The organism is Terrabacter sp. NPDC000476 (assembly GCF_040300125.1).
In the GTDB taxonomy this organism is placed as follows: domain Bacteria; phylum Actinomycetota; class Actinomycetes; order Actinomycetales; family Dermatophilaceae; genus Terrabacter.
In genome coordinates this window covers 504,173-528,801 of record NZ_JBEPDF010000001.1, presented here as the reverse complement: position 1 = coordinate 528,801, position 24,629 = coordinate 504,173, and the positions used below count along the sequence as shown (strand labels likewise).

At 71.3% G+C, this 24,629-nt stretch carries 23 protein-coding genes and 1 pseudogene; 15 read left to right on the top strand and 9 right to left on the bottom strand.

Features of this window, described 5'->3' with window-relative positions:
- The first annotated feature begins 132 nt into the window (after positions 1-132).
- Positions 133-948 (top strand): MarR family winged helix-turn-helix transcriptional regulator, encoded by an 816-nt coding sequence (locus tag ABT295_RS02465; protein WP_352392833.1) that lies wholly within the window; start codon positions 133-135, stop codon positions 946-948.
- Positions 949-971: 23 nt separating this feature from the next.
- Here the strand turns inward: ABT295_RS02465 and ABT295_RS02460 are convergent, their stop codons facing one another.
- Positions 972-1,766 (bottom strand): CPBP family intramembrane glutamic endopeptidase, encoded by a 795-nt coding sequence (locus ABT295_RS02460; protein ID WP_352392832.1) that lies wholly within the window; start codon positions 1,764-1,766, stop codon positions 972-974.
- A gap of 189 nt (positions 1,767-1,955) precedes the next feature.
- Positions 1,956-4,136, bottom strand: a complete 2,181-nt coding sequence (locus ABT295_RS02455; RefSeq protein WP_352392831.1) for a bifunctional lysylphosphatidylglycerol flippase/synthetase MprF — start codon at positions 4,134-4,136, stop codon at positions 1,956-1,958.
- A gap of 162 nt (positions 4,137-4,298) precedes the next feature.
- Between ABT295_RS02455 and ABT295_RS02450 the strand changes: the two genes are divergently transcribed.
- The 5 genes from ABT295_RS02450 to ABT295_RS02430 all read left to right on the top strand — a co-directional run bounded on the left by ABT295_RS02450 (position 4,299) and on the right by ABT295_RS02430 (position 9,033).
- The gene (locus tag ABT295_RS02450; RefSeq protein WP_352392830.1) at positions 4,299-5,873 is read left to right on the top strand and encodes a polysaccharide deacetylase family protein; all 1,575 of its coding nucleotides are present in this window, start codon (positions 4,299-4,301) and stop codon (positions 5,871-5,873) included.
- A 500-nt stretch (positions 5,874-6,373) separates the two neighbouring features.
- Positions 6,374-6,967 (top strand): GNAT family N-acetyltransferase, encoded by a 594-nt coding sequence (locus ABT295_RS02445; protein WP_352392829.1) that lies wholly within the window; start codon positions 6,374-6,376, stop codon positions 6,965-6,967.
- A 39-nt stretch (positions 6,968-7,006) separates the two neighbouring features.
- On the top strand, positions 7,007-7,477 hold the full coding sequence (locus tag ABT295_RS02440; protein ID WP_352392828.1) for a GNAT family N-acetyltransferase: 471 nt from the start codon (positions 7,007-7,009) through the stop codon (positions 7,475-7,477).
- Between the two features lie 240 nt (positions 7,478-7,717).
- Positions 7,718-8,770, top strand: a complete 1,053-nt coding sequence (locus tag ABT295_RS02435) for a hypothetical protein (RefSeq protein ID WP_352392827.1) — start codon at positions 7,718-7,720, stop codon at positions 8,768-8,770.
- Positions 8,771-8,883: 113 nt separating this feature from the next.
- Complete coding sequence (locus tag ABT295_RS02430) at positions 8,884-9,033, top strand: hypothetical protein (protein WP_352392826.1); 150 nt, start codon at positions 8,884-8,886, stop codon at positions 9,031-9,033.
- 62 nt (positions 9,034-9,095) lie between these two features.
- Here ABT295_RS02430 and ABT295_RS02425 read toward each other — a convergent pair whose 3' ends face one another.
- From ABT295_RS02425 to ABT295_RS02415, 3 genes and pseudogenes are all read right to left on the bottom strand, one after another.
- Complete coding sequence (locus ABT295_RS02425) at positions 9,096-9,794, bottom strand: cation efflux transmembrane domain-containing protein (RefSeq protein ID WP_352392825.1); 699 nt, start codon at positions 9,792-9,794, stop codon at positions 9,096-9,098.
- A gap of 5 nt (positions 9,795-9,799) precedes the next feature.
- A pseudogene (locus ABT295_RS02420) lies at positions 9,800-10,128 on the bottom strand (ArsR/SmtB family transcription factor).
- Between the two features lie 177 nt (positions 10,129-10,305).
- Positions 10,306-11,133 carry an LLM class F420-dependent oxidoreductase gene (locus ABT295_RS02415; RefSeq protein ID WP_352392824.1) on the bottom strand — a complete coding sequence of 276 codons (828 nt, stop codon included), beginning with the start codon at positions 11,131-11,133 and terminating at the stop codon, positions 10,306-10,308.
- 150 nt (positions 11,134-11,283) lie between these two features.
- Between ABT295_RS02415 and ABT295_RS02410 the strand changes: the two genes are divergently transcribed.
- From ABT295_RS02410 to ABT295_RS02400, 3 genes are all read left to right on the top strand, one after another.
- Positions 11,284-11,712 carry a hypothetical protein gene (locus ABT295_RS02410; RefSeq protein ID WP_352392823.1) on the top strand — a complete coding sequence of 143 codons (429 nt, stop codon included), beginning with the start codon at positions 11,284-11,286 and terminating at the stop codon, positions 11,710-11,712.
- Between the two features lie 143 nt (positions 11,713-11,855).
- Positions 11,856-12,665, top strand: coding sequence for an LLM class flavin-dependent oxidoreductase (locus ABT295_RS02405; protein ID WP_352392822.1), 810 nt, complete (start codon positions 11,856-11,858; stop codon positions 12,663-12,665).
- 108 nt (positions 12,666-12,773) lie between these two features.
- Positions 12,774-13,178, top strand: a complete 405-nt coding sequence (locus ABT295_RS02400) for a DUF1801 domain-containing protein (RefSeq protein ID WP_352392821.1) — start codon at positions 12,774-12,776, stop codon at positions 13,176-13,178.
- A 75-nt stretch (positions 13,179-13,253) separates the two neighbouring features.
- Here ABT295_RS02400 and ABT295_RS02395 read toward each other — a convergent pair whose 3' ends face one another.
- Both ABT295_RS02395 and ABT295_RS02390 read right to left on the bottom strand, forming a co-directional pair.
- Entirely contained in the window at positions 13,254-14,090 is an 837-nt protein-coding gene (locus ABT295_RS02395; RefSeq protein ID WP_352392820.1) for a hypothetical protein, read from the bottom strand.
- 126 nt (positions 14,091-14,216) lie between these two features.
- Positions 14,217-14,711, bottom strand: coding sequence for a DUF6326 family protein (locus ABT295_RS02390; RefSeq protein WP_352392819.1), 495 nt, complete (start codon positions 14,709-14,711; stop codon positions 14,217-14,219).
- Positions 14,712-14,870: 159 nt separating this feature from the next.
- On the opposite strand from ABT295_RS02390, the gene ABT295_RS02385 reads away from it, so the two are divergent.
- Both ABT295_RS02385 and ABT295_RS02380 read left to right on the top strand, forming a co-directional pair.
- A complete protein-coding gene (locus ABT295_RS02385) occupies positions 14,871-16,010 on the top strand; it encodes a sensor histidine kinase (RefSeq protein WP_352392818.1) in 1,140 nt (379 codons plus the stop codon).
- Positions 16,007-16,654, top strand: coding sequence for a response regulator (locus ABT295_RS02380; RefSeq protein ID WP_352392817.1), 648 nt, complete (start codon positions 16,007-16,009; stop codon positions 16,652-16,654). The genes ABT295_RS02385 and ABT295_RS02380 overlap by 4 nt, the downstream gene beginning before the upstream one ends.
- 5 nt (positions 16,655-16,659) lie before the next feature.
- Here the strand turns inward: ABT295_RS02380 and ABT295_RS02375 are convergent, their stop codons facing one another.
- Positions 16,660-17,502 (bottom strand): hypothetical protein, encoded by an 843-nt coding sequence (locus tag ABT295_RS02375; protein ID WP_352392816.1) that lies wholly within the window; start codon positions 17,500-17,502, stop codon positions 16,660-16,662.
- A gap of 261 nt (positions 17,503-17,763) precedes the next feature.
- Here ABT295_RS02375 and ABT295_RS02370 point away from each other — a divergent pair, with 261 nt between their 5' ends.
- From ABT295_RS02370 to ABT295_RS02355, 4 genes are all read left to right on the top strand, one after another.
- Positions 17,764-18,303: an SRPBCC family protein gene (locus ABT295_RS02370; protein ID WP_352392815.1), complete on the top strand. Its 540-nt coding sequence runs from the start codon at positions 17,764-17,766 to the stop codon at positions 18,301-18,303.
- Positions 18,304-18,399: 96 nt separating this feature from the next.
- On the top strand, positions 18,400-20,568 hold the full coding sequence (locus ABT295_RS02365) for a hypothetical protein (RefSeq protein ID WP_352392814.1): 2,169 nt from the start codon (positions 18,400-18,402) through the stop codon (positions 20,566-20,568).
- A gap of 275 nt (positions 20,569-20,843) precedes the next feature.
- The gene (locus ABT295_RS02360; protein WP_352392813.1) at positions 20,844-23,090 is read left to right on the top strand and encodes a molybdopterin cofactor-binding domain-containing protein; all 2,247 of its coding nucleotides are present in this window, start codon (positions 20,844-20,846) and stop codon (positions 23,088-23,090) included.
- Positions 23,091-23,101: 11 nt separating this feature from the next.
- Positions 23,102-23,578, top strand: a complete 477-nt coding sequence (locus ABT295_RS02355) for a (2Fe-2S)-binding protein (RefSeq protein WP_345507701.1) — start codon at positions 23,102-23,104, stop codon at positions 23,576-23,578.
- A gap of 78 nt (positions 23,579-23,656) precedes the next feature.
- Here the strand turns inward: ABT295_RS02355 and ABT295_RS02350 are convergent, their stop codons facing one another.
- Positions 23,657-24,619 carry a cold-shock protein gene (locus ABT295_RS02350; protein WP_352392812.1) on the bottom strand — a complete coding sequence of 321 codons (963 nt, stop codon included), beginning with the start codon at positions 24,617-24,619 and terminating at the stop codon, positions 23,657-23,659.
- Positions 24,620-24,629: the final 10 nt, after the last annotated feature.

The window sequence follows — 24,629 nt, the reverse complement described above, 5'->3', positions numbered from 1 at the left end:
AGCATCGGAGCCCGGCCACGGCAATATTGCCGACCGTTATCTCTCGCGACAGCGGGGTAACTATGCTGGGTCGGCCACGGGGGCGTAGAGGGCCGAAGCGTCTAGCAGGTGAAAGCACTGAGAACCCCGAAGATGAATCGCACAGCCGTTTCGCGCCAGGTCGACGAGTGGGCCCTGGCGGGCCTGCTGGGCCGGTTCGGGCACGATCTGACCAGTCTCGTCGACAAGCATCTGGGCAGCGACTGGGCCGAGAACGACGAGATTCTCGCTCTGCTCGCCCTTCGCCACGACATGGGGCCGACGACCCGGGAGATCGCCCAGTTGAGCGGTCTCCATCGTCGGGCCTTGAGCCGGCTCGTGACCAGGCTGCGCCAGGACGGGATCGTCCTCATCCGCACGAGCAGCGGCGACCGCAGGTCCGTCGTCGTCGACCTCACCCAGTACGGCAAGGCGTGCTTCGACGGCTTGAGCCAAGACGTGGATGAGCTCTTCCGAACCCATCATCAGACCGCCGCGCGGATCTGCGAGCTGCTCGACTGCGGGCACCACGTTCCCGGCCAGCAGCACGACCCGCTCGGACTGCTCGAGCAGCTCGTGCGGGCCGGCGACGACCTCGTCCGGAGCATCGACTCCGCGGCGGGGCCGGCGTCGTTGTCCGGTAGCCAGCGCACGGCCCTGGTTCGCATCGCGGCCGAGGGTGGCCTCCGTCCCGTGGAGCTGGTGCCGACGCTCGGCTTCGGGAGGTCCGGTGTCGCCTACGTCGTCAACCGCCTGTGCGACAAGGGGCTGGTGCAGCGCGAACGCAACGGCGTCGAGGGTGACGCCCGCGCCGTCATGCTCACCGTCACCGCCGAGGGGCGCGCGGCCGCCGTGTCGGTGACGAAGGCGGCCGCAATGCATCGGCTGCGGCTCGGACCGCTCTTCGCTCAGGTCCGGGACTGGGAGTAGCCCGGCCCCAGGCGATCCCGCCATCAGAAGATGAGTGCAACCCCTGTGGCGCCAGCGACGGACGTGAACGTGAACTCCACCCAGTCGTTGAGCACGTGTGCACCGGTGGGGATCAGGATGTTCTTGGTGCGGTAGTACGCGAGGTTGAGCACGAGGCGAGCGACGCCGATGACGAGGAAGCACTGCGCGAAGTTCCAGTCGTAGGTCGGCAGGTGGGCGGCGCCGAACCACACCGCCGACACGAGCGAAGCCAGCACCATCGCGCTCTTCCGGCTGAGGCGTGCCTTGTGGTGCAGCCAGTAGAGGACCGCGAGCAGGGGCAGGATGGAGAAGAGCTCCTCGCCGAAGATCTGTAGCCCCGTGCCCACGTAGAAGGCGACGGTGTCGGCGGCACCCGCCTTGCCCAGACCGTCGGTGGCGCTGTTGGCGGTGGCTCCGGCGAAGGACCGGACGACGATTGCGATGGCGAAGGTCACGACGATGTCGAGGAGCATGAAGCCGAGAATCGTCCACACGTCGCGCAGCCGCAGCCGCCGGAAGATCGCCTTCCAGTAGGCGCCCGTCATCGAGATGAATGTCGCGAGCATGATGGCGGGGAAGAGGATGCGAGGGACGAGCGCGACGATGTTGTCGGGCTGCGGCAGCAGGGTCAGGACGACGAAGCCGACGACGCAGCTGGCGATGATGACGAGCCACTTCCACGTCGGGATCTCGACGGGGTCGCCGTCGTAGTACGGGAAGTCCTCATTGTCCTGACGCTCGACGAGACGACCGAAGCGCGTGTCGTCGTGGGCGGTGTTCTGGTCCGTGATGGCCATGAGAGTCCTCCTGGAGGGACGGTCCGCTCGACTAGGGGTGCAGCCTTACCCGTCGCGACGGTCCCAGATCAGGGACGTGGCGCCGGTCTGGCGCACGGCGTCGTGACTCCAGACGATGAGCACGCTAGTGGTTTGCGGGACGAATGTGAACGATCCTGTCCAGCCCGTTTTCGGCTCCCGCGAAGACCTTCACCTGCCGACGTGTCGAGCGCTGAGGCCGGCCCTGGCCAGGTCACGCAGGGTGGAACCCGGGAGGTAGGCCGAGGTCAGGGCGAGGCCGATGCGGGGCAGGGCGGCCTCATCGCGGAAGACGAGGTGCACCGGCTCGTTGCGCGGCGAGAACTTCTGCTTGAAGCTCTCGAGGGACCGGAAGCCGTAGAGCGGCTCCATGGCCTCCCCGAGGGCGCCGAGCAGGCGGTCCAGGGCGTCCGCGTCCGCCGTGCCGCCCGCGTGCGCGAGCGGTGCGCCGGAGAGGGAGACCAGGTCGGCGCCCTGCTCCTTGAACGACAGGCAGGCACTCGCGATGAGGAACTCCGTGACCGGTCGGAAGCCGTCGGGCAGCCGCCGCATGACGTCGAGGGTGCGGCCCCGTACCCGGCCGCCCGGGCCGTGAACCGGCAGCCACGAGGTGACCCCGTGCACCGTGTGGTCGGCGTCGACCGCGAGACCCACCAGAGTGTCGGGGTCGAGCGCCTCGTCGACCCCGCCGAGGGTGAAGCCCATCTCGGGCAGCCCCTTGTCGCCGACCCATAGCTCGGAGATCGCCCGCACCTGGGTCAGCACGCCGCGAGGCATCTCGGCGAGCCGTCCCTCGCGGTAGGTGATGCCCTCCTTGCCCGCGCGGTTGAGCGCGGTGCGGACGCTCTGCCACTGCTTGCCCTTGAACTCGAGGTCGGGAAGGTCGATGACGGCCTCCTCGGCGACGACGAGGCTGCGGTGGCCACGGGCGGCGCCCCACCGCTCGGCCTCGGAGCCCACGCTGAAGAGGCACGGTGCGAGACCTCGAGCCTCCTGCACGTCGACGAAGGCGCCGAGCGTCTCGGCCCGCCCCTGCGCGTCAGCGGCCACGGGGTCGCCCAGCGCGATCGCGACGCCGCGGTGGGACTGGAAGGCGATGTAGCCGACCGGGTCGCCCGAGGCGGCGCGGTGGATGAACCAATCGTTGTCGGGCCAGGTGCCCATCCACGCCATGGTCGACCCCCCGTGCTCCTTGAGCAGGGCGACGGCCGTGTCACGGTCCGGACGCCCCGCGCCGGAAGGCGCCCCGGCTGCGGCGTCGCGTGCGCGTCGCGAGGGGCGGCGCGCACGGAACGCTGCGCGGCCGAGGATGAGGACCGAGAGCTGCAGGAGCGAGAGCAGGGCGTCGACGACGAGCTCGGGTAGCGACGACGACACGCCACCACCGGCATCCAGCACGTCCGGCGACCGCAGCTCGACGACGATGACGACGACGCTGACCAGCAGCGTGAGTGTGGTCAGGGCGCCGGCCACCTGCCACACGCGCCGCGATCCGCGCCGCAGGCCGTCCGCCAGGAGCAGGGCGAAGGCTGCGCCCACCAGCACGGTCGTCGCGCTCGAGTCCTCCGACGACGCGCCCAGGGGGCCGTCGGAGGGGACGGCATAGAGCAGCACGCGGATGAGCGCGACGACGAGGAAGCCGACGAAGGCGAAGAGGCGCCACTCGTGCCTCGTGAATGTCGGCCGGGCGAGGCGGGGACGGCGTCCGACGAGGAAGGGGCCCGCAGCGAGGCCCGTCAGGATCGCGATGAGGTGCTCGAGGTCCCAGAGCAGGCCGATGTAGAGGAAGAAGAGCACGGCGTAGAGCGCCAGCGCGGAGCGCGCGCGACCTCGCCACGGCGGGCTCAGGGTCACCGTCGCGGCTGCCACGGCCCCCAGCGCTCCCGTGCTGAAGCCGACGTCCAGGGTCGTGGCCGTGCGTTCTGCCCACGACCACGACGACGTGGCCACCGGCAACAGCAGCAGCGAGGCACCCAGCACGCCGGCGAGATGACAGACCCCCGACACCGCGGCAGTGCGCCGGGTGCCCAGGCGCAGCTCCGACCATCCGAGCAGCAGCAGGGCGCCTCCGGCCACGGCGACGTACTGCAGCGGCACCAGAGCGAAGAACGCGCCGGTCACGGGGGTCCACCACCGTCCGTCCTGCAGGGCCGGCAGACCGTAGGCGACCGTGGAGAACAGGTCCCGGTCCTCCAACGGTCTCCAGAGCGAGGTGGTGACGACACCGAGGACGACCATCGCCCCCACGACGGAGATCGTGAACGGGATGCGCCGCAGCAGCGCCGCCACCGTGGCCGGGGAGAGCTTTCCCGGGCGGGTCTCGACGCTGCCGGTGGTCTCGGTCTGGGCCATGGGTTTATCCAACCAACTCTGCGACGCTCGTGCACGACCTGTTTCTCCGGGGCGCGCCGCGACCTCGCCGCGGAAGCACTTGAAGACGGATCTGAACATCGTGGGCTAGCGTGGCGGTCAGTGCTCGTGGCCCGACCGGGCGGCAGGCGACAGGAGGGTCCGATGACTGACCGACACCACGCCCCACACCTCGGGCGGTACCACGCCCGACGGCCGCGGCGGGGCGCGCTGGCTGCTGGTCTGATCGGCGTCATCTGGATGGTGGCCGCGTGCAGCTCGGCCACACCCGGGTCGGCGTCCTCGGCCCGAGTGAGCACGCCCGCGGCGTCCACCTCCGCGACGGCGGCCACGGACGCCGTCGTCATCCCGCTGCCGCCGACGCTCGCGCAAGGGCAGGTGAAAGGTCTCGTCGCCGAGCAGGACTCGCTCAACGACCCCGAGGACAAGCGGAGCGTCGCGACCGTCTCGGTTCCCGACGCGCCGGGTCTCGAGGCCGACCTGGACGCGATCGTCAAGCAGAGGACGGCCGAATACGAAGGTGGGCGCAGCGACGGCGAGTCCAACGAGCTCAACATCGGCTGGGATCCCGTCCTCGCTGCCGGCGACGTGCTCGGCATCCGCGTCGTCACGCGCATGTACACCGGTGGCGCCCACGGGCGGGAGATGACCCAGACCGTCTACGCCGATATCAAGCGCGGGACGGTGTGGACGGGCGCGCAGCTCGTGCAGGACGCCGGCGCCCTGTCCCGGCTCGTGGCCGGAGCCCTCGACCGTTCCGATCTCGGTCAGGGGACCCCTACCGACGAGGAGGCCACCCGGGACGTGCGTCTTGCCGACGACGGGTCCCTCGTCGTCGTGCTCGACCAGGGAGCCGTCACACCGGAGTCCGCCGGGCTCGTCGCCGTCCGGGTTTCTGCCGCGGCGGCCGATCGGGTGCTGAGCAGCGACGGCCGGATCATCAGAGACGCTGCCCGCGGCTCAGCGCCCACGATTCCCGGCTCGCTAGGAGCAACGTCACCGACCCCCGCAGCGTCGACACCCGCATCGTCCCCATCGTCAGCGGTGCCGACCACAGCGCCGGCGACCGTCTCGCCCGTGACGGGCCCGACGCAGGCCGCCGGGGCTGCGGTGGACTGCGCGAGCGCTCGATGCATCGCGCTGACGTTCGATGACGGGCCCGGTCCCTACACGCAGCGGCTGCTCGACGAGCTCGCTGCCAAAGACGTGCGCGCGACCTTCTTCCTCATCGGCCGGAGTGCCGACAACCGACAGGGGCTCGCCCGGGCCGAGGTGGAAGCGGGGCACGTCGTCGGTAACCACACCTACGAGCATCGCGATCTCGCCAACCTCGACCCCAACACCATCCGGCTCGAGATCGACCGCACCGCCGCCGCCATCAAGCGCGCGACCGGCATCCGTCCGCTGCTGCTGCGCCCGCCCTACGGAGCGACGAACTCGACAGTCAAATCGGTCGCGCGCGAGCTCGGCTACTCACAGATCCTCTGGAACGTCGACACCGAGGACTGGAAGAACCGGAATGTTGCCGTCACGACCGAGCGCGCCCTTGCGGGGGCCAAGCGGGGCGCCATCATTCTCATGCACGACATCCACCCCACGACCGTCCAGGCCGTGCCCGGCATCATCGACTCTCTCCGCGCGCGCGGCTACACGCTCGTCACCGTGCCCGAGCTGCTCGCCGGTGAGCTGCGACCCGGCGGCGCCTACTTCGGCCGCTGATCCCGAGGAACTGCGCTGCCAGACCGGCAACCCCGAGAGATGACGCTCGACGTGCTCTCGCGATGCATACGAGCCACCAACGCTCTGGCCTCGGGTGGAAGCACGATGCGTTGACGCGTGTCTGATTGCTTGACCAACTGCGTGACAACGAGCCCGTACGTGCCGGGATCTGGACGGACGCCGAGGCATCCGTTCGTGCTCGAGCTGACCATCAAAGACCTCCATGGACGAAGTGAGAATCCTTGACACGGAAGAGGTCACTGGTTCAAACCCAGTATCGCCCACCACCACGAGACAGCCCCTGACCGGCGGAGACGCCGGACAGGGGCTGTCTCGTCGTTCGGTCTGCGGGGGCCGGCACGGGCCGTTCGTGCTCTGACCGCAGCCACTCGCCAGCCCTGTCGCCCTCTCGGTTCCTGCGCGGCCGGCTGGGCCGATCGCCTGCGGCGACGCGGCAGAGGGGCGACCTCCGGCGACTCGCCGGGCTAGAGTCGCCCGACGTGACGATCCCAGGGCTTCGGCTCACTTCTCCCACGGCCGATCTCGCCGAGCAGTTCCTGACCTGGCGCCACCGGCCCGACGTGACCCGCTGGTTCCTGCAGCAGCGCATCGAGGACACCGAGGAGTACGTCGCCGACTGGGCGGCATACGACGACCACGATCACCACCGGACCGTGGCGGTCCTCGACGGCGTGATGGTCGGCCAGGCGACCCTGGGCGTCGTCGACGGGATGGGGCAGTCGGGTGGCGAGGAGGAGTTCGTCGGCCGTGAGGGGCGGCTGTCGTACTTCGTCCACCCGGACCACGCGGGCCGGGGCATCGCGACGGCGCTGGCGCGCGACGCACTCGCTCATGCTTTCGGCCGGTTGGGGTTACGCCGGGTCCAGGCCGGCTGCTTCGCCGCCAACGTCGCGTCGTGGCGGGTGCTGGAGAAGCTGGGGATGCGGCGCGAGCAGCACGGCGTCAAGGACTCCTTCCACACCGAGCTCGGCTGGCTCGACGGCTTCACCTATGCGGTCCTTGCCGAGGAGTGGCGGGGATGGAGCGCCGGGAACGGCGCTGGACCTGCTGGTGCTGCAAGCCGGCCCGGCTGACAGCGCCAGAGCGAGCCGAGCGGGTGCCACCATGGCGCCATGGTTCCGAGCTCACACGGTCGCTTGCGCAGCGCCACCATCGACGACGGGCCCCGGCTCATCCACCTGTGGGCGCTGCTCTTCGACGAGGACACCACGACGTCCGGAGGATGCTGGCGGGCACACGCCAGCACGTGGTTCGCCCGATGTGTCGCGGATCCGAGCACGGCCCGGTTTGCGGTGGTCGACGTCGACGACCAGGTCGTGGCGACAGCGATCGGGACCCTCGAACTCGGCGTCCCCAACCCGCAGTGCCCCCGAGGGCGCCTCGTCCGGCTCGCGAACGTCATCACCCATCCCACGTACCGGGGGAGCGGCTTTGGCAGTCTCGTCGTGGACGACGTGACCCGGTGGGCCAGATCGATCGATGCGGACCGGGTCGATCTCAGCGCAACACCGGAGGGTCAGCGACTCTATGCGAGAGCAGGCTTCGTCCCGACCTCCGCACCGCGCATGAAGCTCGTCCTCTGACACAGGACCTGCGCCATGCTGGCCTCCGCGGAACTGACGAGCCGGCGCGCCACAGAGCGCCGGGCCGCTGGCCGGCGTGGACGACGACGACGGACTCACCGGCCGGGATCGCCTGGGCGACGTCGCTCGAGAGCCGCGTCCGTCGTTGCCGCGTGCAGATCGGCCGTAGAAGACTGCCGACCCGCCCAGCTCGGGGTCGTATGGTGGCGAGGTCGAGGTTCGACGGACAGGGGCTCTGCAATGGCGCGACGACACGAACGACCCACGATGTGGCGGGCGCTGGCGGCCTTGCTGGCCGCCCTCGCCCTGACGCTGGCCGGCCAGACGCCCTCCGTCTCGGCCGCCCCGCAGGCGTCGACGACCGCGCCGCCGCCGGTCTCGAGCCTCGTGGTGAGCGCCCGCTACGACCACACCCTGGCGATCGGCTGGGCCGTCCCGGCCGCCGTCTACACACCGGGCGCCTCCGTCGTCGTGCGGCTGACCCGCGGCGCGACACCGGCCGCCTCCCCCTCGACGGGGTATGCCGTGCCGGTCACCTTCCCGAAGTCGGCGAAGGCCCGGCCCCTGACGAGCAGCGCGACCTACACCTTCGCCGTCTGGGTGCGTGACGGGGCAGGCCGCTACTCCGAGCGCGGCACCATCACGACCTCGACCCTGAAGGACGTGACCGCGCCGCGGCTCACCTCCTTCGGCGGCTCCGGACACCTCGCCGCCGACCCGAGGCGCATCACCGTGACGGCCTCCTGGACGACGAACGACGTCGAGGCCGTCCGGGCCCGTATTGTCCGCAGCGCGACACGCAGCCTGACCGGTGGCGTGCTCGTCGCGTCCGCGGCAGGGCCCGGCGTCTTCACCGACACGGTCCCGCACGAGGGCACCTGGTACTACTTCCTCCGACTCACCGACGCCTCGGGCGTCAGCTCGCCATGGCTCTACCGACCCCTCGAGGCGTTGGGTCACCGCGTGCGTGGGCACGTCCGGTCGGACCCCTACTTCGACACGTACCTCGGCGTGCTCGACGCCAGCGGCAACCCGGCCGGGTCGTCGTCGTCCCTCGTGCTGGACGGCCCGGACAGCTACGCGGTCGACCTGTCGGCGGGGCGCTACACCGTGTGCGTCACCTACGTACCCGTGCCCGACTCGCACTTCCCTGAGGAGGTCCACCACTACTGCTGGACCCCGGCCGGCGCCGTCGAGTACGACGGACAGGTCGCGAACATCCCGCCCGCAGCGAAGGGAGCTGTCGACCTCCGCGTCGCCAAGGAGGTCACGGGCGTCGACCTCGCGTCGTAGACGATCTGTTTCCGTGAGCTGAACCCGTACGAAGTCGGTCATGCAATCCGGCTGTCCTTCGCTGCCTCCGGTGTCACAGGCCACAGCGTCGTCAGGCCAGGAGGGGACAGGGCGTGGAACGCCACTCGCGGACCTTCGTGTCGGAGGAGGGCCCGGCGTCGTCCGGTGTCTCCAACCGCGGCTCCCACGGCGGCTTCGCCCTCGTGAACACGGATGATCTCGTCGTCCTCGGCTCCATGGGTGGCCAGCTCGCCGGTCCGTAGAGGCGTCCGGTCGGCGAGGCGTCCAGGTTTCGAGCGTGCCGGCCGCGTGCCGTCGTGCGGGGTCAGCTGCTGCAGCACCCGTTTTCGCAGGTTGCCGAAGGATTCTGCGTGCGCTGGAGGGCGGCTGCGTTCGGCGCGCAGCAGCTGTCGCCCTGCCACGCCTGCCAGCCCTCGCGGAGCGCGACGGCGGCGATGACCAGTGCCGCGGCAGGGTCGGCCCAGGACCACCCGACGAGGGTGTTCAGGCCCAGGCCGAGCAGGAGCACCGCCGACAGGTAGGTGCACAGCAGCGTCTGCTTGGAGTCGGCGACCGCGGACCGGGACCCCAGCTCGCGACCTGCACGCCGCTGGGCATACGACAGCACCGGCATCACGGCCAGGCTTGCGGCGGCCAGGACGAGTCCGACGGAGGAGTGTCCGGCCGCGGCCGTGCCGGTCAGGGCACGCTTCGACTCGACGGTCACGTAGGCGGCCAGCGCGAAGAACGAGCAGGCGATGATCCGCAGCGCGACCTTCTCGCGGGCCTCGGGGTCGCGGCCGGAGAGCTGCCATGCGACGGCTGCGGCCGAGGAGACCTCGATGACCGAGTCGAGCCCGAACCCGATCAGCGCCGTGGAGGACGCGGCTCGCCCGGCCCAGAGCGCGATCACCGCCTCGAGGACGTTGTAGGTGATCGTGGCGGCCACCAGCAGCCGGATCCGGCGCGTCAGGACCGCCCGTCGGGAAGCAGCCGAGGGCGTGGTCAGTGACAGCGAGGTCACGGGTCTCAGCCCGCCTTCTCCCAGAGGTCTACCGGCGCACAGAGCGGGTCGACCGCGAGCACGACTCCGAGCAGGTCACCCAGGGCGTGACCGAGCCGGGCATCGGCAAGCTCGTAACGGGTGCGCCGCCCCTCCGGGACGGCCACGACCAGACCACACCCGCGCAGGCACGCGAGATGTTCGACACGCTCTGCCGCGAGACCGACAGGAGCTCGGCGAGGTCGCTCGGGTAGGCCGGCGCCCCACGCAGGGCGAGCATGATGCGCGCGCGGGTCGGGTCCGAGACGGCATGCCCGAAACGCGCCAGGATGTCGCTGGCGATGGCGGTCTCCATCCGGGCCACGATACTTGTGGCGCTGTATTCAGCCAGGCGTGTACCCATGGACGCGTGTCAGAGGCAGTCAGCGATCTGCTGGTGCACGCGTCAGACCTTGGGACGCAGGACATCCGACCATTGGCGCCGCCTGTCGGCGGCATCTCTGGAGGTCGTTCGTCGAGTACGTTGCTCGGCCTATTCGCCGTGCAGGTCGGCGATCGCGGACTCCCACTCCTCCAGTGCCCGCTCGATCGGACCGCGCGGGTGGGACGGCAGCCAGTGCACGACCCGCCGAAAGCCTGCCTGCTGGTACTGCTCCAACACCCGTGGGTCGGCCGGCGCGCCCATCACCATGAGGTCGATGGGTCGGTCGGCACGTGCCCGCAGCTCTCGTGACCGCTCGATGACGTCCGGGGCGTGGTTCGGAAACCACGCCTCGCCAAAGGCCAGCACCCGATCGAGGACCGTGGGCCCCGAACCTCCCACGAGCACGGGTGGGTGCGGGCGCTGGGCGGGCTTCGGCCAGGACCAGATGCGATCGAAGTTCACGAACTGGCCCTGGTAGGTGGCCTCGTCGTGGGTCCAGATCTGCTTCATGGCCTCGATGCGCTCGCGCATCAGCGCCATCCGGGTCCGCGGGTCGGTGCCGTGGTTCTGCATCTCCTCGCGGTTCCAGCCGGCCCCCACACCGAACTCCAGACGCCCACCGGAAAGGACGTCGATGCTCGCGACCTGCTTGGCGGTGATGATGGGGTCGCGCTGGGTGACCAGGCAGACGCCGCTACCGACTCGCAGACGCGAGGTCGCGACGGCCGCGGCGGTGAGCGTCACGAACAGGTCGTGGGTGTGCCAGTACTTCCGGGGCAGCTCGCGCCCGTTCCCGTACGGCGTCGTGCGGGCCGCCGGAATGTGCGTGTGCTCGGCGAAGAAGAGAGACTCCTGCCCGGCCTCCTCCACGAGTGCAGCAAGGGCGCCCGGCTCCATCGCGTCGTGAGTGGCGAAGTGACCGACCCCGAAGTCCATGCCGTTACGGTAGCGGGAAGACGCCAACGGACGCGGCGCGCACGAGCGGACGTTCCGTCGCGCCCGTGCGCAGGCGGACCTGAGCCGGTCGACCTCCGATGGCGCCCGTCAGTGCCACCCTGGTGTCGGAGGTGAACCGTGCGATTCGACGTGACCACCGACGCCGCGCCCGACCAGGTCCTGCAGGCGCTGACCGACTTCACCGAGCGTCGTCCGATCATCTGGCACCGGACGCTGGACCCGAGGACCTACGAGCTGCGGGAGCTCGGAGACACGTGGGCCGTGGCGCGGGAGAGCACGGCCGGCTCGCCGTTCTGGGTCGTCGAGCGCTACGACTGGTCCGAACCGACCGTGGTGCGGTGGGTCGACGTGGAGACCAGTTGGGGCGGCCTCGGCGCTGGCGAAGTCCGCATCGTGCCCGCTGACGACGGCGGCAGCAGGATCGAGGCTGAGTGGACCAACGGCGACGCCAGGCGCCTGCGAGACAAGGCGGTGCTCGGGCTGCTCCACCGAGGACCGATGCATCGCGTCATCGCGCGGATGTGGCAACAGACCCTCGACGAGTACGCACGCGCCTGAGAGTCAGCATCCCGTCGCAGTACGTGGACCTCCGCGGGAGCGGGCGGCACACGAGGTGAAAGTCCTCCCGGGAAGGATCCCCAGAGGGCGTACCAGCGTCGGCTCCCACCCCCGTGTCGGCAGTGGACGGCATGATCGGGGCCATGACGACGCGACGCGGGCTCTTCCTCGCTCCCTTCGACGCCCTGGCCGACGCCGGGATCGTCGCTGACCTCGCGGCCACGGCGGAGGCGGCCGGCTGGGACGGGTTCTTCCTGTGGGACCACCTCCAGTACGGCGACCGGGTCACGTCGATCGCCGACGTCTGGACGTGCTGCGCGGCGGTGGCGATGCGGACGGAGACGATGCTGTTCGGGCCGATGGTGACGCCGTTGCCGCGGCGCCGCCCGCAGGTGCTGGCCCGGCAGGCCTCGAGCCTCGCGGTGCTCTCCCGTGGCCGCTTCGTCCTCGGCCTGGGCCTGGGCGACGACTGGGTGGGGGAGTTCAGCGCCTTCGGCGACGAGCCGGACCCGCGGGTCCGTGGCCGGATGCTCGACGAGGGGCTGGACGTGCTGACCGCCCTGCTCTCGGGGGAGCCGGTCGACCACGTCGGCGCGCACTACACCGTCCGCGACGTCGGGTTCCGGCCTGCACCGGCCGTGCCGATCTGGTTGGCGGGGCGCTACGGCAACCCGGCGCCCCTGCGCCGCGCCGCGGGCCACGACGGCTACTTCGTCATCGGCCTGGACGGACCCACCGACCTCGACGTCGTGACCGCCGCACTCGCGGCCCACCGCCCGGCGACCGGATCCGACGGCTTCGGCTTCGACGGCTTCGACGTCGTCGTCGACCTGCAGCCCCGGCAGGACCCGACGCCGTGGCTCGACCGTGGCGCCTCGTGGGTGCTGACCCGGATCGGGCCCTACGACCTCGACCTCGCCGAGGTGCGACGGACGATCGAGGCCGGCCCCTGACGGGCGGCTCCGAGTCTCCCGGCGAGGCCCCGCACCGCGCCGACGCACGCTACGTTGTCAACGACTGTCCCCGTGCGGCATACGGGCGGTGAGCCCGGCGGAGGAGCGATGAAGCCGAGATTCCATGACGTCGCCGCGTTCCTCGACGCTCTCGACCCACCTCGGCGCGAGGTCGTCGACGCCCTGTGCGCCACGATCAGGGACGCCCAACCGGGGCTGGACGAGCTCATCAAGTGGAACTCGCCGAGCTACGCGTGGGGTGAGCTCGACCTCTTCACGGTCAATGTCCAGAACCGGCAGCAGCAGGTGCAGCTCGTCCTCCACCTCGGGACCGCACGAGCGGAGCAGCGTGGCCGCCCTCCGGTGCTCGGCGACGACGAGGGCCTGGTGCGGTGGCTCTCCGACATCCGCGGCGTCATCCTCTTCCCGGACCTCACCTTCCTCCGGCAGAACCAGGCGGCGCTCGAGCGGGTCCTCGAGCGCTGGACCGCGCTGGCGGGATCCCTTCCGTAGGTGCCCGGCACGACACCGCCCGTCAGGTGACCTGACCTGACACGTCAGTCCTTGGCCGGGCCGTTCGCGGTGACCTCACGCGCCCCCGGCGAGGAAGCCGAGAAGAGCGACAGCGGGGTGGAGTGCGGTCGAGGCGTTCGCCGCGGTGACGACGCCGAACGCCGAAGCGAGCAACAGCGAGCCGGTGGTTCCCGCGGCGAGCACCCGCCGCCACGACCGCTCGTCAAGGGCCGTGCGACGCCGCCGGCGCCACAGCATGACCGCACCCACGACCAGACCCGAGGTCACCGCGGATCCCAGCATCGCCATGACCGCGTGGTAGCGCACGAAGTCGGCTCGCAGCACCTCCGCCGCGGGCGTCATGGCTCCGCTTCCTACCGCCTGCCGTGCCTGCTCCACGACCGGTAGCAGCGGACCGCCCGGGTCCGCGAACGACAACACGCCCAGCACCGACGAGAGCGGGGCCAGGGCACCCTGGAGGTTCGCGACGACCACCAGCAGCGCGACCACGGCCAGCCCGGTGGCGCCCAGGCCGAGCCCCGCGAGGCTCCAGCGCCGGCCACGGGTGACGGCGACCGCGCTCGCTCGCCACACCCTCGCCAGCAGGATGCAGAGCGCGACGAGAAGCGCCGACGCCAGCGTCGCCTTGACGAGGTGGAACCGCGCCCAGAAGTCCGCTGCCGCCGATAGCTCGCCCAGCCGGCCGTCACCGTCGGCCCAGAGCTGGACGAACCCGTCGGCGACACCGACGCGCAGCGCGGCCAGGTCTGGGTAGCGACCGGCGGACAGCGCCAAGGCCAGTGGAAACGGCGCCAGTGCAACCGCCGCGACGAGCAGCGCGGCCGCTGCCGTCAGCGCTCCGAGGTGGCGCGGTCGAGCCGAGCCGGTGACCGGGGGTGCGATCGTGGTCATCAGGCACACCTCTCGAGAGGGATCGCAGTTCATGGCAGCACCCTCGTCGCGAGGGGCAGTCCGGCGCATCAGGCCTGCGTCGCCTCTCGAACGCGGCTTCGTGCGACCGAGGTATGACCCCTGAGGTCAGGCGTCCTGCTGGGCGCGCGCGGCCCGACGGTGCTGGCCGTCGGCCGTGGTCGCCGCGGGTGTGGTGCGGGGCCAGGTCCAGGCGTACCGCGCGATGAGGGCGAGCAGGACCAGCTCCAGCAGGACGCCGAGGCCGTAGAAGAGCAGGTAGAACCCACCCGCCACGTTGAAGACGGTGAAGGGCACGAACAGCGAGGCCACGACCAGGTTCGTCGCCCGGTTCACGCGGGCGGGCAACGTCATCGACAGCACGACCATGAAGATCGGGACGGCCAGGACGGTCAGCACCGTGGTCGAGAAGGTCTGGGAGAGGTCGAACTCGTAGACCTTGCCCTCGATGATGTCCGTGACGGTGCCCGGCGTGTAGAAGCCGAGGATGTCGACGTAGGCGTAGAGGAGCATGAAGCTCGTCCACCCTGCGGCCAGCTTGGCCTGCACCGGGATCGGGTGGTCGACGAGGGCTGGACGGCCGAGGGGTTGACGTGTGCTCATGGTGGCTCCGTTGTCGTGTCGAGGAAGGTGCGTCCACGATCACCGATCCCGACGGCGGACACCTCCGCCCGAAGGCTGGAGCTCACCTGGCCGAAAGGACGGTCGCCTCTCGTCCTTTCGGTGGGTCCGTCGACGCGCCCCGGACCCTAGGCTGGGGCCGTGGCTACCGTCGGGCGCTCCATCTGGCACGAGCCGCGGCCTGGTCATGCGCCCCCTGTCGGACGACTCGACTGGCTGCTGGCGGGAGCGTTCGCGGCCGGGTCGCTCCTCGAGGGCGTCGTGCGCCCCGGCCTGGCCCTGCGACCGGTCGTCATCGTGCTCGCCCTGGCGCTGGTCCCCGCCCTGCTCCGGCGGCGTGCGCGCCCTTTGCAGGCCGCGCTCGTCGGGTGGGGCGTCGCCGGGGTGCTCTCGGTCCTGCAGCTGGCGGTGCACGCCGGGGACCTCGAGCTCTACTCCCTCGGCGCCGTGCTGGTCCTGCTCTACGCCCTGGTCCGGTGGGGGTCGGGTCGGGAGATCGTCGCGGGGACGCCGTTCGTGGCGGTGGTCGTGGCGTCGGGGATGTATGCCACCTCCGCGAGCGCTGCAGACGTGTTCGGCGGGAGCGCCCTCGTGCTGTTGGTCGTCGCCCTCGGGGCGGTGTTCCGCTACCGGGCGGACCTCTGGCACCGCCAGCAGCTCGAGATCCGCAACCAGGAGCGGGTGGGACTCGCGCGCGAGCTGCACGACGTCGTGGCCCACCACGTCTCGGCCATCGCGGTGCAGGCGCAGGCCGCCGGCCTGGTCGTCGGCACGCAGCCCGAGAAGGCTGCCGAGGTCCTGGCCGCGATCGAGTCCGAGGCGTCGACGACCTTGGCGGAGATGAGGTCCATGGTGCGGGTGCTGCGCGAGGAGGATGCCGTCGACTACTCACCGCAGCGGGGTGTCGCCGACCTGCCCTCTTTGGCCCGCGCCAACGGCGTGCCCACCGTCGAGGTGTCGCTGCAGGGTGCGTCGACCCGGCTCGCGCGACCCGTGGATGCCGCGCTCTACCGGCTCGCGCAGGAGTCCCTGACCAACGCGGTGCGGCACGCCCGCAACGCGACCCGCATCGAGATCGAGGTGCGACGAGAGGGCGGTGCCGTCAGGCTGCGAGTCCGCGACGACGGACTGACCGACCTGGGTGCGCGCCAAGAGCCCGGCTTCGGCCTGCTGGGCATGGCCGAACGCACCCAGCTCCTCGGCGGGTCGTTCTCCGCCGGCCCGGAGCCGGGCGGCGGTTGGTCGGTCGAGGCCGTCCTGCCGGCGGAGGTGACGCCATGAGCATCCGTGTCGTCGTGGCCGACGACCAGGACCTGGTCCGGACCGGGCTGGTGATGATCGTCGACGCGCAGCCGGACCTCGAGGTCGTGGGGGAGGCGGCCGACGGCATCGCGGCGCTCGACCTGGCGACCCGGCTGCGGCCCGACGTGCTCCTCGTCGACATCCGGATGCCCGGCCTCGACGGCGTCGAGGTGACGCGGCGCCTGGCGGGACCGGACGCGGCGGACCCGATGGCGGTCGTCGTGATCACCACCTTCGACCTCGACGAGTACGTCCTGGGCGCACTCCGCGCCGGCGCCCGCGGCTTCCTGCTCAAGGACGCGGGGCCGGCGCTCCTCGTGCAGGCCATCCACGCGGCGGCCGACGGCGACGCGCTGATCGCCCCCAACGTCACCCGCCGACTCCTGACCACCTTCGCCGAGCAGACGCCGGTGGTGCCCGTCCAGCCTGTCGACCCGCTCACCGAACGCGAGGAGGAGGTCCTTGCGCTGGTCGCACGGGGCCGGACCAACGCCGAGATCGCGACCCAGCTCTTCGTCGGCGTCAGCACCGTCAAGTCGCACATCGCGTCCGTGATGACCAAGCTCGGCGCCCGCAACCGGGTCGAGATCGCCATGTGGGCGCACGACACCCGACGCGTCTGAGCCGACTAGACCAGACCAGAGGGGACGAGAGGCGGGGGAGCGGGGTCGACCTGCAGCACGGCGCGCTCCCTCACGGGCTCGAAGCCCAGCGTCCGGTACCTCTCCGTGGCCTGCGGCGAACCGCTCAGCACCAGAACCGTCTCGGCGACGCGCGCTGCTTCCGCGCAGGCGAGATCGAAGGCCGCGTCGGCATACCTCGTTCCTTCGGCCGGCTGGAACGTTAAGCCCATGCGAACCATCCCGGCGACCTTCGGGGTGCGCGACGCCATGGCGACCGCTGCCCCGTCGACCTCGTGGACCAGCAGGCCGTGGTCGTCGAGCGGCTGGTCGATGACGAAGGCGACGTCGCTGTGGTCCTCGGGATGCCGAGCACGGAATGCTGCGAACCAGGATCTGAGCAGCGGTAGGTCGTCGACGTCGGCCCAGCGGTGGCGGCCCTCGGGCTGGGGCCGGGTTCGGATCGCGTCCTGTCGCAGGCGTAGGAGCGTCAGCCGGTTCCCAGGTCGAGGGGTGCGTCCTCGCGTCGCGAAGGCATCCGTCACGGCACCGACATCGGCGGCGTCGACCCCGACGAGAGGTGCGCCGGGCACCGCGCCCGGCAGCTCCGAGGCGGCGGACGGGTGGAGCGGCGAGCAGATGACGGCGTGGTCGGGGAGGAGGACGAAGGCGGCCGAGACGACGTCGTCCGTCTCCCACCACCCGAAGCGTGCACCGCCGGGCCGCACCGGCAGGCGGGACCAGAACAGCGCCTCGGTCAGCAGCGTGTTGTTGCCGACGACGTCCGCGGCCAGGAACCGAGCTGCCCGGTCGAGGAACCGGTCGACGTGCGGCGTGGTCACCCATGGCATGTCCCAGTCTCTCCCCGGCTCGAGGGAGGCGGCGACCTTTCACACCACCGCAGGGATCACCGCGAGAACATGGTCGGCTCGTCGTCAGGGACGAGCTCTGGAGGTCGTCGACGTGATGCCACAACTGTCCTCGGGCGCGCGCGGTCGGGAGCACACGACGGCGGTCGGTCGCGGCATCCGTGTGGGACGTCGGATCGCGGCCCTGCCCGTCCGGACCGGCGAGGCCGAGTAGAGTCGCGCACCATCGTCGACAGGTGCAGCATGTTCGAGCTCGTCGCGGCCACGGATGCCGAGAAGGTGGCACCACGTCAGGGCGACCGTCTCGTCGACCCGGCTGACGTGGTGATGGACCGCGCCTTCGACCTGCCCGCCCCCGCCGCGGAGGTGTGGCCGTGGTTGGTCCAGCTGGGCAAGCGACGTGCCGGCTGGTACCTGCCTGCCGGCGTCGAACGGTTCCTCCCGCCGGCCAGGCGGGCGTCGTGGGAGGTGCAGGACCGGTGGCAGCACCTGCAGGTCGGCGACGTCATCCCGGACTACGGCGGCAGGAACGAGACGTTCCGGGTCGCACACATCGACGCGCCGAGCTCGATCGTCTACACCTCGCAGCGCGGCGCCATGCGGCTCACGTGGTCGATCACGCTGGAACCTACCGCCGACGGCACCCGGGTCCTGCTCCGACTGCGGATGGCACCCGTCCGTCGTCGATGGCTCGCCGAGACGGCCGGGGAGCTCGTCGACGTCGTGACCGTCGCCGCCATGGCAGCCGGACTGCGGCAGCGCCTGCGCACTCGATCCGGCTGAGTGCCGTCGAGCGCTCGAGGGCCCGTCCGTGCGGCGGTGTGTCAAAACGGACACACCGGACATGCGATTCGTGGCGTTACGCCTACTCTGGGACCCATGCTGCCGAGCCGAGGGAGGGGCGTGACGCGGCCCGACCTGCGACGGGCGCGGTCCGGCGCTGTCGTCGTCGGGGTGCTGGCCGCCGGCGCGCTGGCGGCGTGCTCCGGTGAGAGCCAGGCGCCCGAGCCACCCGCTGCCGCGGTCGCGGCGGCGTGGAGGCCGGCACCCGCCGACGCGCGGTCCTGGGCGCCCAGGCCGGTGACCCTCGACGGGCTGTCCGCGGTCGCCGGCCAGCGCGGCGGCAAGCTGCTCCTGCACACCCAGCACGGTGACGTCGACTTCTGGTCGGGGGTCAACCTCGGCAGCACGACGCCCGGCCACAGCCCCGGCGAGCTGTCGATCACCCGTGACGAGTACCGCCGCTGGTTCACCCAGATGGGCCAGATGGGCGTGCACACCCTGCGGATCTACACGATCCACCCGCCGTCCATGTACCAGGAGCTCAAGGCCTACAACGAGGCCCATCGCGACGCGCCGATCTATCTCGTCCAGGGCGTCTACCTTCCCGACGAGTCGTACCTGCGCTCGGGCGACCTCTTCGCCGCCGCCCCCACGCGGGCCATGACGGCCGAGGTCCGCGACGCGTCGGCCGCCGTCCACGGCGACCTCAGCCGGGCTACGCAGACCGGCCGCGCCGGTGGCACGTGGGACGCGGACGTCTCCCCGTGGGTGGCCGCCTGGATCGTCGGCGTCGAGTGGGACGGCCAGGCGACCCCGACCTCCGACGCGCGCAACGCCCGCCAGCCGTTGCACCGCGGGCGCTACTTCGCCAACACGGCCGACGCGAGCCCGACCGAGCGGTGGATCGCCGCCCGGATGGACGAGCTGGCCACCGCCGAGGCCGGCCGCGGCACCGCCGCCCCGATCGCCTTCGTCAACTGGCCCACGGCCGACCCCCTGCGCCACCCGGCCGAGCCCCTCGAGACGGAGGACGCGGTCGGCGTCGACGCCAACCACGTCCTGCCGACCAGGGCCTGGCCGGCGGGGACCTTCGCGAGCTTCCACGCCTACCCGTACTACCCCGACTTCCTGCGCCACCAGCCGAGCTACCAGGGGACCGGCGACGCCTACGTCGCCTACCTGCTCGACCTCAAGAAGCACTTCGCGCCGCACATGCCGCTCATGGTCACCGAGTTCGGGGTTCCCTCCTCGCTCGGGTCGGCCCACGCCGGGACCAACGGCCGTGACCAGGGCGACCACAGCGAGCAGGAGGCGATGGCGATGGACGCCGCCATGCTGCGCACCCTCGAGGCGAACGGCCTCGCCGGGGGGCTGGTCTTCTCGTGGGTCGACGAGTGGTTCAAGTACACCTGGAACACGCTGCCGCGCCAGGCGGTCGTCGACGGTGAGCGACGGTCGGTCTGGCACGACCCGCTCACCAACGAGCAGCACTTCGGCATCGTCGCCCAGGACCCGACGAAGGTCGGCCAGAGGGTGCCGTGGGAGTCGCGCACAGGGGTGCAGCGGGTTGCCGTCGATCAGGACCAGTCGTGGGTCTACCTGACCATCGACCTCGAGAAGCCTCCGACCTCGCCCGTGCGGGTCGGGTTCGACGTCGTGCCGGGCGGCCTCGCCCTTCCCGGCAGCGCCACCCGCACGAGCGGGGTCAACGACTACGCCGTCACCGTCGACCCCGCCACCGCGACCGCGACCGCGACCGCGACCGCCACGATGGTCGTCGACGGCGCGATCGACCCGGTGCTCCTCGACGGCCTGCCGGCTGCGTCGGTGCCGAAGCCCTCCTCGGACGGCTGGAGCCTGCAACGGCTCACCACCAACCGTCCCTTCGTCCTGCCGCTGACGAAGCGGAACACGCCGGCGGAGTTCCTCGAGGTCGGGCGGCTCAAGCGCGGCTCGTGGGACCCGAGGCTCGCGGCCTTCGACGACCGCACCACCTGGCAGCTCGAGGGCAGGCGAATCTCCCTGCGGCTGCCGTGGTCGATGCTCGGGCTCGCCGACCCGTCGTCGAAGACCGCCGTCGTGCCCCGGGCGGGCCGGCCGGCGGGGGTGAAGGTCGACGACATCGGGGTGGTGGTCGACGCCGGTGCCGGCGGTACCGCCGACCTCCGGATCGGGTGGGACGCGTGGAACCGGGCCACGCACTCCGAGCGGGTCAAGGCAGGCGTGCAGCCGCTCATCGACGCCTTCGTCGCCGTCTCCCGCTGACCCGTCGCGCTCGCGCCGACGAGCCGGCAGGCGTGACCTTCCGGCGTCTCGCTCGTTGGGACAGGGCAATCCGGTTCTGCCCTCGCGGCGAACCCCGACGGCACTCCCACGTGCGGCTCGCCCCACCCCCGGCACCCCAGGCCGTGCGTGCACCTTCCGAGAAGGGACCCCTGTCGATGACGACAACCTCTGGCCAGCCGCACGCCGAAAGCACCGCTCGAGCCTCGGACCCACCGCCACGCGGGTTCTCCCGGAGGAGGTTCATCGGATTCGTCGTGGCCGGCACCACGCTCACCGTCGCGGCCGAGATCGGGGGAGCCGAGGCGGCGTCCGCCGCCGTCCCCAGCCTCCCGCAGGTGCCTGAGCTCTACGACCTCGGCGACCTGCAGACCCACTCGGCGCTGCCGACCTCGCAGCTCATTCGCATCACCGTCGACGACGCAGGCATCGCCCACTTCGCGATCCCGCGCATGGAGGTGGGCCAGGGCATCACGACGGCCGCGGCCATGATCATCGCCGACGAGCTGTCGATGCGCGTCGAGGACGTCCGCGTGACGCTCGCCCCCGCCCGCCCCGAGCTGCTCTTCAACCAGCTCACCGGTGGCTCAAACACCATGCAGTCGATGTTCACCCCGATCCGGGTCGCCGCCGCGGTCGCGAAGGGCGCCCTGCTCCGTGCCGCGGCGACGGCGCTCGGCGCGAACGTCTCGTCGCTCGTGGCCAAGGGTGGCGTCGTCACGGCCCCGAACGGCAGCAGGCGGACGTATGCCGAGCTGTCGGGTCTCGCGGCCACGTCCACGACCACGGCCGTCGACGTCGAGCTCGCCCCGACGACGTCCTTCGACGTCGTCGGCACGCCACGCAACCGGGTCGACGCCCTCGACGCCGTGACCGGGCGCAAGCAGTTCACGATGGACCTCTCCGTGCCCGACGCGCTGCCGACGATGGTGTGTCGGCCCCCGACGCTCAACGGCTCGCCACGCAGCGTCGACAACCTCGCGGCCGTCCAGCGGATGCCCGGGGTCACCGACGTCGTCGTCGTCGACACGGGCGTGGCAGTGCGGGCCGCGACCTTCGGCCAGTGCATCGACGCCGTGCGGGCCCTGCGCGTCACCTGGGCCGGTGGACCAGTGGAGGGCGAGTCGGACGACTCGGTGCTGCGGCGGCTCAAGGCCGCCGAGCTGCCGATGGCCGTGCCCAAGGTGCCGCTGCTGACCCAGACCGTCGACATGCGGTTCGAGTTCATGTTCCGCAGCAGTGCGGCGCTCGAGCCCAACTGCGCCATCGCCGACGTGCGCAGCGACCGCGCCACCGTCTGGGCCGGGCTCAAGGCGCCCATCGTCGCCCAGCGCAACATCGCCAAGGCCGTCGGTCTCCCGGTCGCCAAGGTCACCGTCAACGTCGTCACGGGCGGAGGGTCCTTCGGGCACAAGCTCTTCGGCGACGCGGCCATCGAGGCCGCGAAGATCTCCAAGGCGATGGGCAAGCCGGTCAAGCTGATGTGGCACCGGGCCGACGAGCCACGCCAGGGTCGCACGCACCCGATGGCCACCTCGCGCATCCGGGCGACGGTCCTCGCGGGTCAGGTGCTGACCTTCGAGCAGCGGCACACGAGCATCAAGACCGACTTCTCGCACGGCCTCGGCGAACGGCTGACGGCGCTCGCCTCCGAGCTGCCCGCCGGGCTGGGCAACCTCGGCCTAGCGGAGTCGATCTTCACCCTGACCCAGGAGCTGCCCTACGACTTCGGGGTCGTCACGCAGCTGCTCAACGAGGTCGACATGGGCTTCAACACGGGCAGCATGCGCAACATCTACTCACCCGACGTCGCGTGCGCCAACGAGCTCTTCATCGACCAGCTCGCGAAGAAGCTGCGCAAGGACCCGTTGGCCTTCCGCCTCGCGTTCCTGCGCAACGAGCGCGTCAAGGCCTGTCTGCGCAAGGTCGCCGAAGCCGGACGGTGGGGCCGGTCGATGCCGGCCGGCACCGCGCAGGGCATCGCGATCCACTCGGAGTACAAGGGCGCCACGGCGGTCCTCGTCGAGATCGACTGCCGGCCCGAGACGGTGAACCGGAAGGTCCGTGAGGCGGTCACCGGTCCGCGCGTCACGAAGGCCGTCATCGCCATCGACGCCGGGCTCGTCGTCAACCCCCGCGGCCTCGAGGCGCAGATGATGGGTGGGGTGTCCGACGGCATCGCGCTCGCGTTGACGAGCAGCAACCACCTCCAGGACGGCCACTTCCTGGAGGCGAGCTGGGACAACTACTTCTACACGCGCCAGTGGAACGTGCCGCCGAGCTTCGAGTGCATCGTCATGCCCTCCGACGCCCAGCTGCCGGGTGGGGCGGGGGAGGCGGGCGTCGCGGCCACGGTCGCGGCCACGGCGTGCGCGTACGCCCGGGCCACCGGCACCGTCCCGACGCGGTTTCCGATCAACCACGGCACGGTGTCGTTCACCCCCAAGACCTTCGTCCCGCCGGTGCCGCCGTCGCCCACCGACGGCCTGACCCACACCTACTGAGGAGAACACCCATGGCACAGCACACCTTCCGGGTGAACGGCGAGGCCGTCACCGTCGACGTCGCCGACGACGTCCGGCTCCTCTGGGTCCTGCGCGACGTGCTCGGCATCACCGGACCCAAGTACGGGTGCGGGATCAACGTCTGCAAGGCCTGCACGTCGCACCTCAACGGCAAGGCGTTCAACCCCTGCTCGGTCCAGGTCAAGGACGTCGGCCCCGACGACGAGATCACGACGATCGAGGGCCTGCCCGACACCGTGGGCGCCGACCTGCACCCGATGCAGGAGGCCTGGCTCGAGCGCGACGTGGCCCAGTGCGGCTACTGCCAGCCCGGGCAGATCATGGCGGCGGTCGCGCTCGTGCGCAAGGTGCGGGCCGAGGGACGTCAGATCACCGACGCCGACCTGGACGGCATACGCAACGTGTGCCGGTGCGGCACCTACAACCGCATCCGGGAGGCCGTCCGGGACGGCGCCGAGCGGATGTAGCGCGGCGGCGGCGACCGGTCGGGCCCGGCGCCCGTGTCGGATGCTCCCGACGCGGGCTGCCCGGACCGGTCGAGCCGCTCAGATCAGCTCGACGCGGTCGGCCTGCGGTCCCCGGTCGCTCTGTCGCACCTGGTACCGAACCCGATCGCCCTGGTAGAGCCCGTCGGTGCCCCTGAGGACGGAGACGTGGACGAAGAGGTCCGCACCCCCCGCGTCCGGGGCGATGAAGCCGAACCCGCGCTCGGCGTCGTAGCGCGCGACGACGCCCTCGCCGCCGCGGGCCGGCACGCCGGATGTCTCCCGGTGACCGGATCGCCCACGGGACGGTGCCGTCGCGGGCCCGCGACGCGGCGTCGAGCTGCGCGCGAGGCGCACGTCGCGCGCCTGCGGGCCCTTCTCGCCGACGACGACATCGAAGGTCACCCGGTCTCCCTCGAACAGCTCGGGGAGCCCGTCGGCCAACGCCCGGACGTGGACGAACACGTCGGGGCCGTCCGACTCGGGCGTGATGAAGCCGAAGCCCTTGTCGACGTCGTACCAGGACACGGTGCCGTCCGCGCCGTCCGCCCCGTCGGATCCTGCGCTCGGCCGGCCGGCCCCGGCAGCCTGGGTGCCCATGGGGAGCAGGTGGTCGGCCTGCGGCCCCTTCTCCCCGTCGACGACGAGGAAGGCGACCCGCTGCCCCTCCGAGACCACGCCACCTCCGACGATGGCGGAGCTGTGCAGGAAGACCTCGGCATCGCCGCCGTCGGGCGTGACGAAGCCGTAGCCCTTGGCCGGCTCGTACCAGGAGACGGTGCCGAGCACGCCCAGCGGCGTGTCGGCCGAGCGGTCGGCCGTGACCCGGACGCGGCGGGCCTGCGGGCCGCGGTCCCCGTCGCCGATCTCGAACTCGACCACCTGGCCCTCCCGGAGCAGCCGCGTCCCGTCGTCGCTGACGATCTCGGACGCATGCACGTACAGGTCTTCCTCCTCCTGCCCGAGGTCGATGAAGCCGAACCCTCGGTCGGCGTCGAACCAGCGGACGGTTCCCTCGGTCACGGCTGACTCC

What these genes read in the sequence shown, in the direction of transcription:
- ABT295_RS02465 (WP_352392833.1), top strand. Translation starts at nt 133, where the DNA reads ATGAATCGCACAGCCGTTTCGCGCCAGGTCGACGAGTGGGCCCTGGCG.
- ABT295_RS02460 (WP_352392832.1), bottom strand. Translation starts at nt 1,766, where the DNA reads ATGGCCATCACGGACCAGAACACCGCCCACGACGACACGCGCTTCGGT.
- ABT295_RS02455 (WP_352392831.1), bottom strand. Translation starts at nt 4,136, where the DNA reads ATGGCCCAGACCGAGACCACCGGCAGCGTCGAGACCCGCCCGGGAAAG.
- ABT295_RS02450 (WP_352392830.1), top strand. Translation starts at nt 4,299, where the DNA reads ATGACTGACCGACACCACGCCCCACACCTCGGGCGGTACCACGCCCGA.
- ABT295_RS02440 (WP_352392828.1), top strand. Translation starts at nt 7,007, where the DNA reads ATGGTTCCGAGCTCACACGGTCGCTTGCGCAGCGCCACCATCGACGAC.
- ABT295_RS02435 (WP_352392827.1), top strand. Translation starts at nt 7,718, where the DNA reads ATGGCGCGACGACACGAACGACCCACGATGTGGCGGGCGCTGGCGGCC.
- ABT295_RS02415 (WP_352392824.1), bottom strand. Translation starts at nt 11,133, where the DNA reads ATGGACTTCGGGGTCGGTCACTTCGCCACTCACGACGCGATGGAGCCG.
- ABT295_RS02405 (WP_352392822.1), top strand. Translation starts at nt 11,856, where the DNA reads ATGACGACGCGACGCGGGCTCTTCCTCGCTCCCTTCGACGCCCTGGCC.
- ABT295_RS02400 (WP_352392821.1), top strand. Translation starts at nt 12,774, where the DNA reads ATGAAGCCGAGATTCCATGACGTCGCCGCGTTCCTCGACGCTCTCGAC.
- ABT295_RS02395 (WP_352392820.1), bottom strand. Translation starts at nt 14,090, where the DNA reads ATGACCACGATCGCACCCCCGGTCACCGGCTCGGCTCGACCGCGCCAC.
- ABT295_RS02390 (WP_352392819.1), bottom strand. Translation starts at nt 14,711, where the DNA reads ATGAGCACACGTCAACCCCTCGGCCGTCCAGCCCTCGTCGACCACCCG.
- ABT295_RS02380 (WP_352392817.1), top strand. Translation starts at nt 16,007, where the DNA reads ATGAGCATCCGTGTCGTCGTGGCCGACGACCAGGACCTGGTCCGGACC.
- ABT295_RS02375 (WP_352392816.1), bottom strand. Translation starts at nt 17,502, where the DNA reads ATGCCATGGGTGACCACGCCGCACGTCGACCGGTTCCTCGACCGGGCA.
- ABT295_RS02370 (WP_352392815.1), top strand. Translation starts at nt 17,764, where the DNA reads ATGTTCGAGCTCGTCGCGGCCACGGATGCCGAGAAGGTGGCACCACGT.
- ABT295_RS02365 (WP_352392814.1), top strand. Translation starts at nt 18,400, where the DNA reads ATGCTGCCGAGCCGAGGGAGGGGCGTGACGCGGCCCGACCTGCGACGG.
- ABT295_RS02355 (WP_345507701.1), top strand. Translation starts at nt 23,102, where the DNA reads ATGGCACAGCACACCTTCCGGGTGAACGGCGAGGCCGTCACCGTCGAC.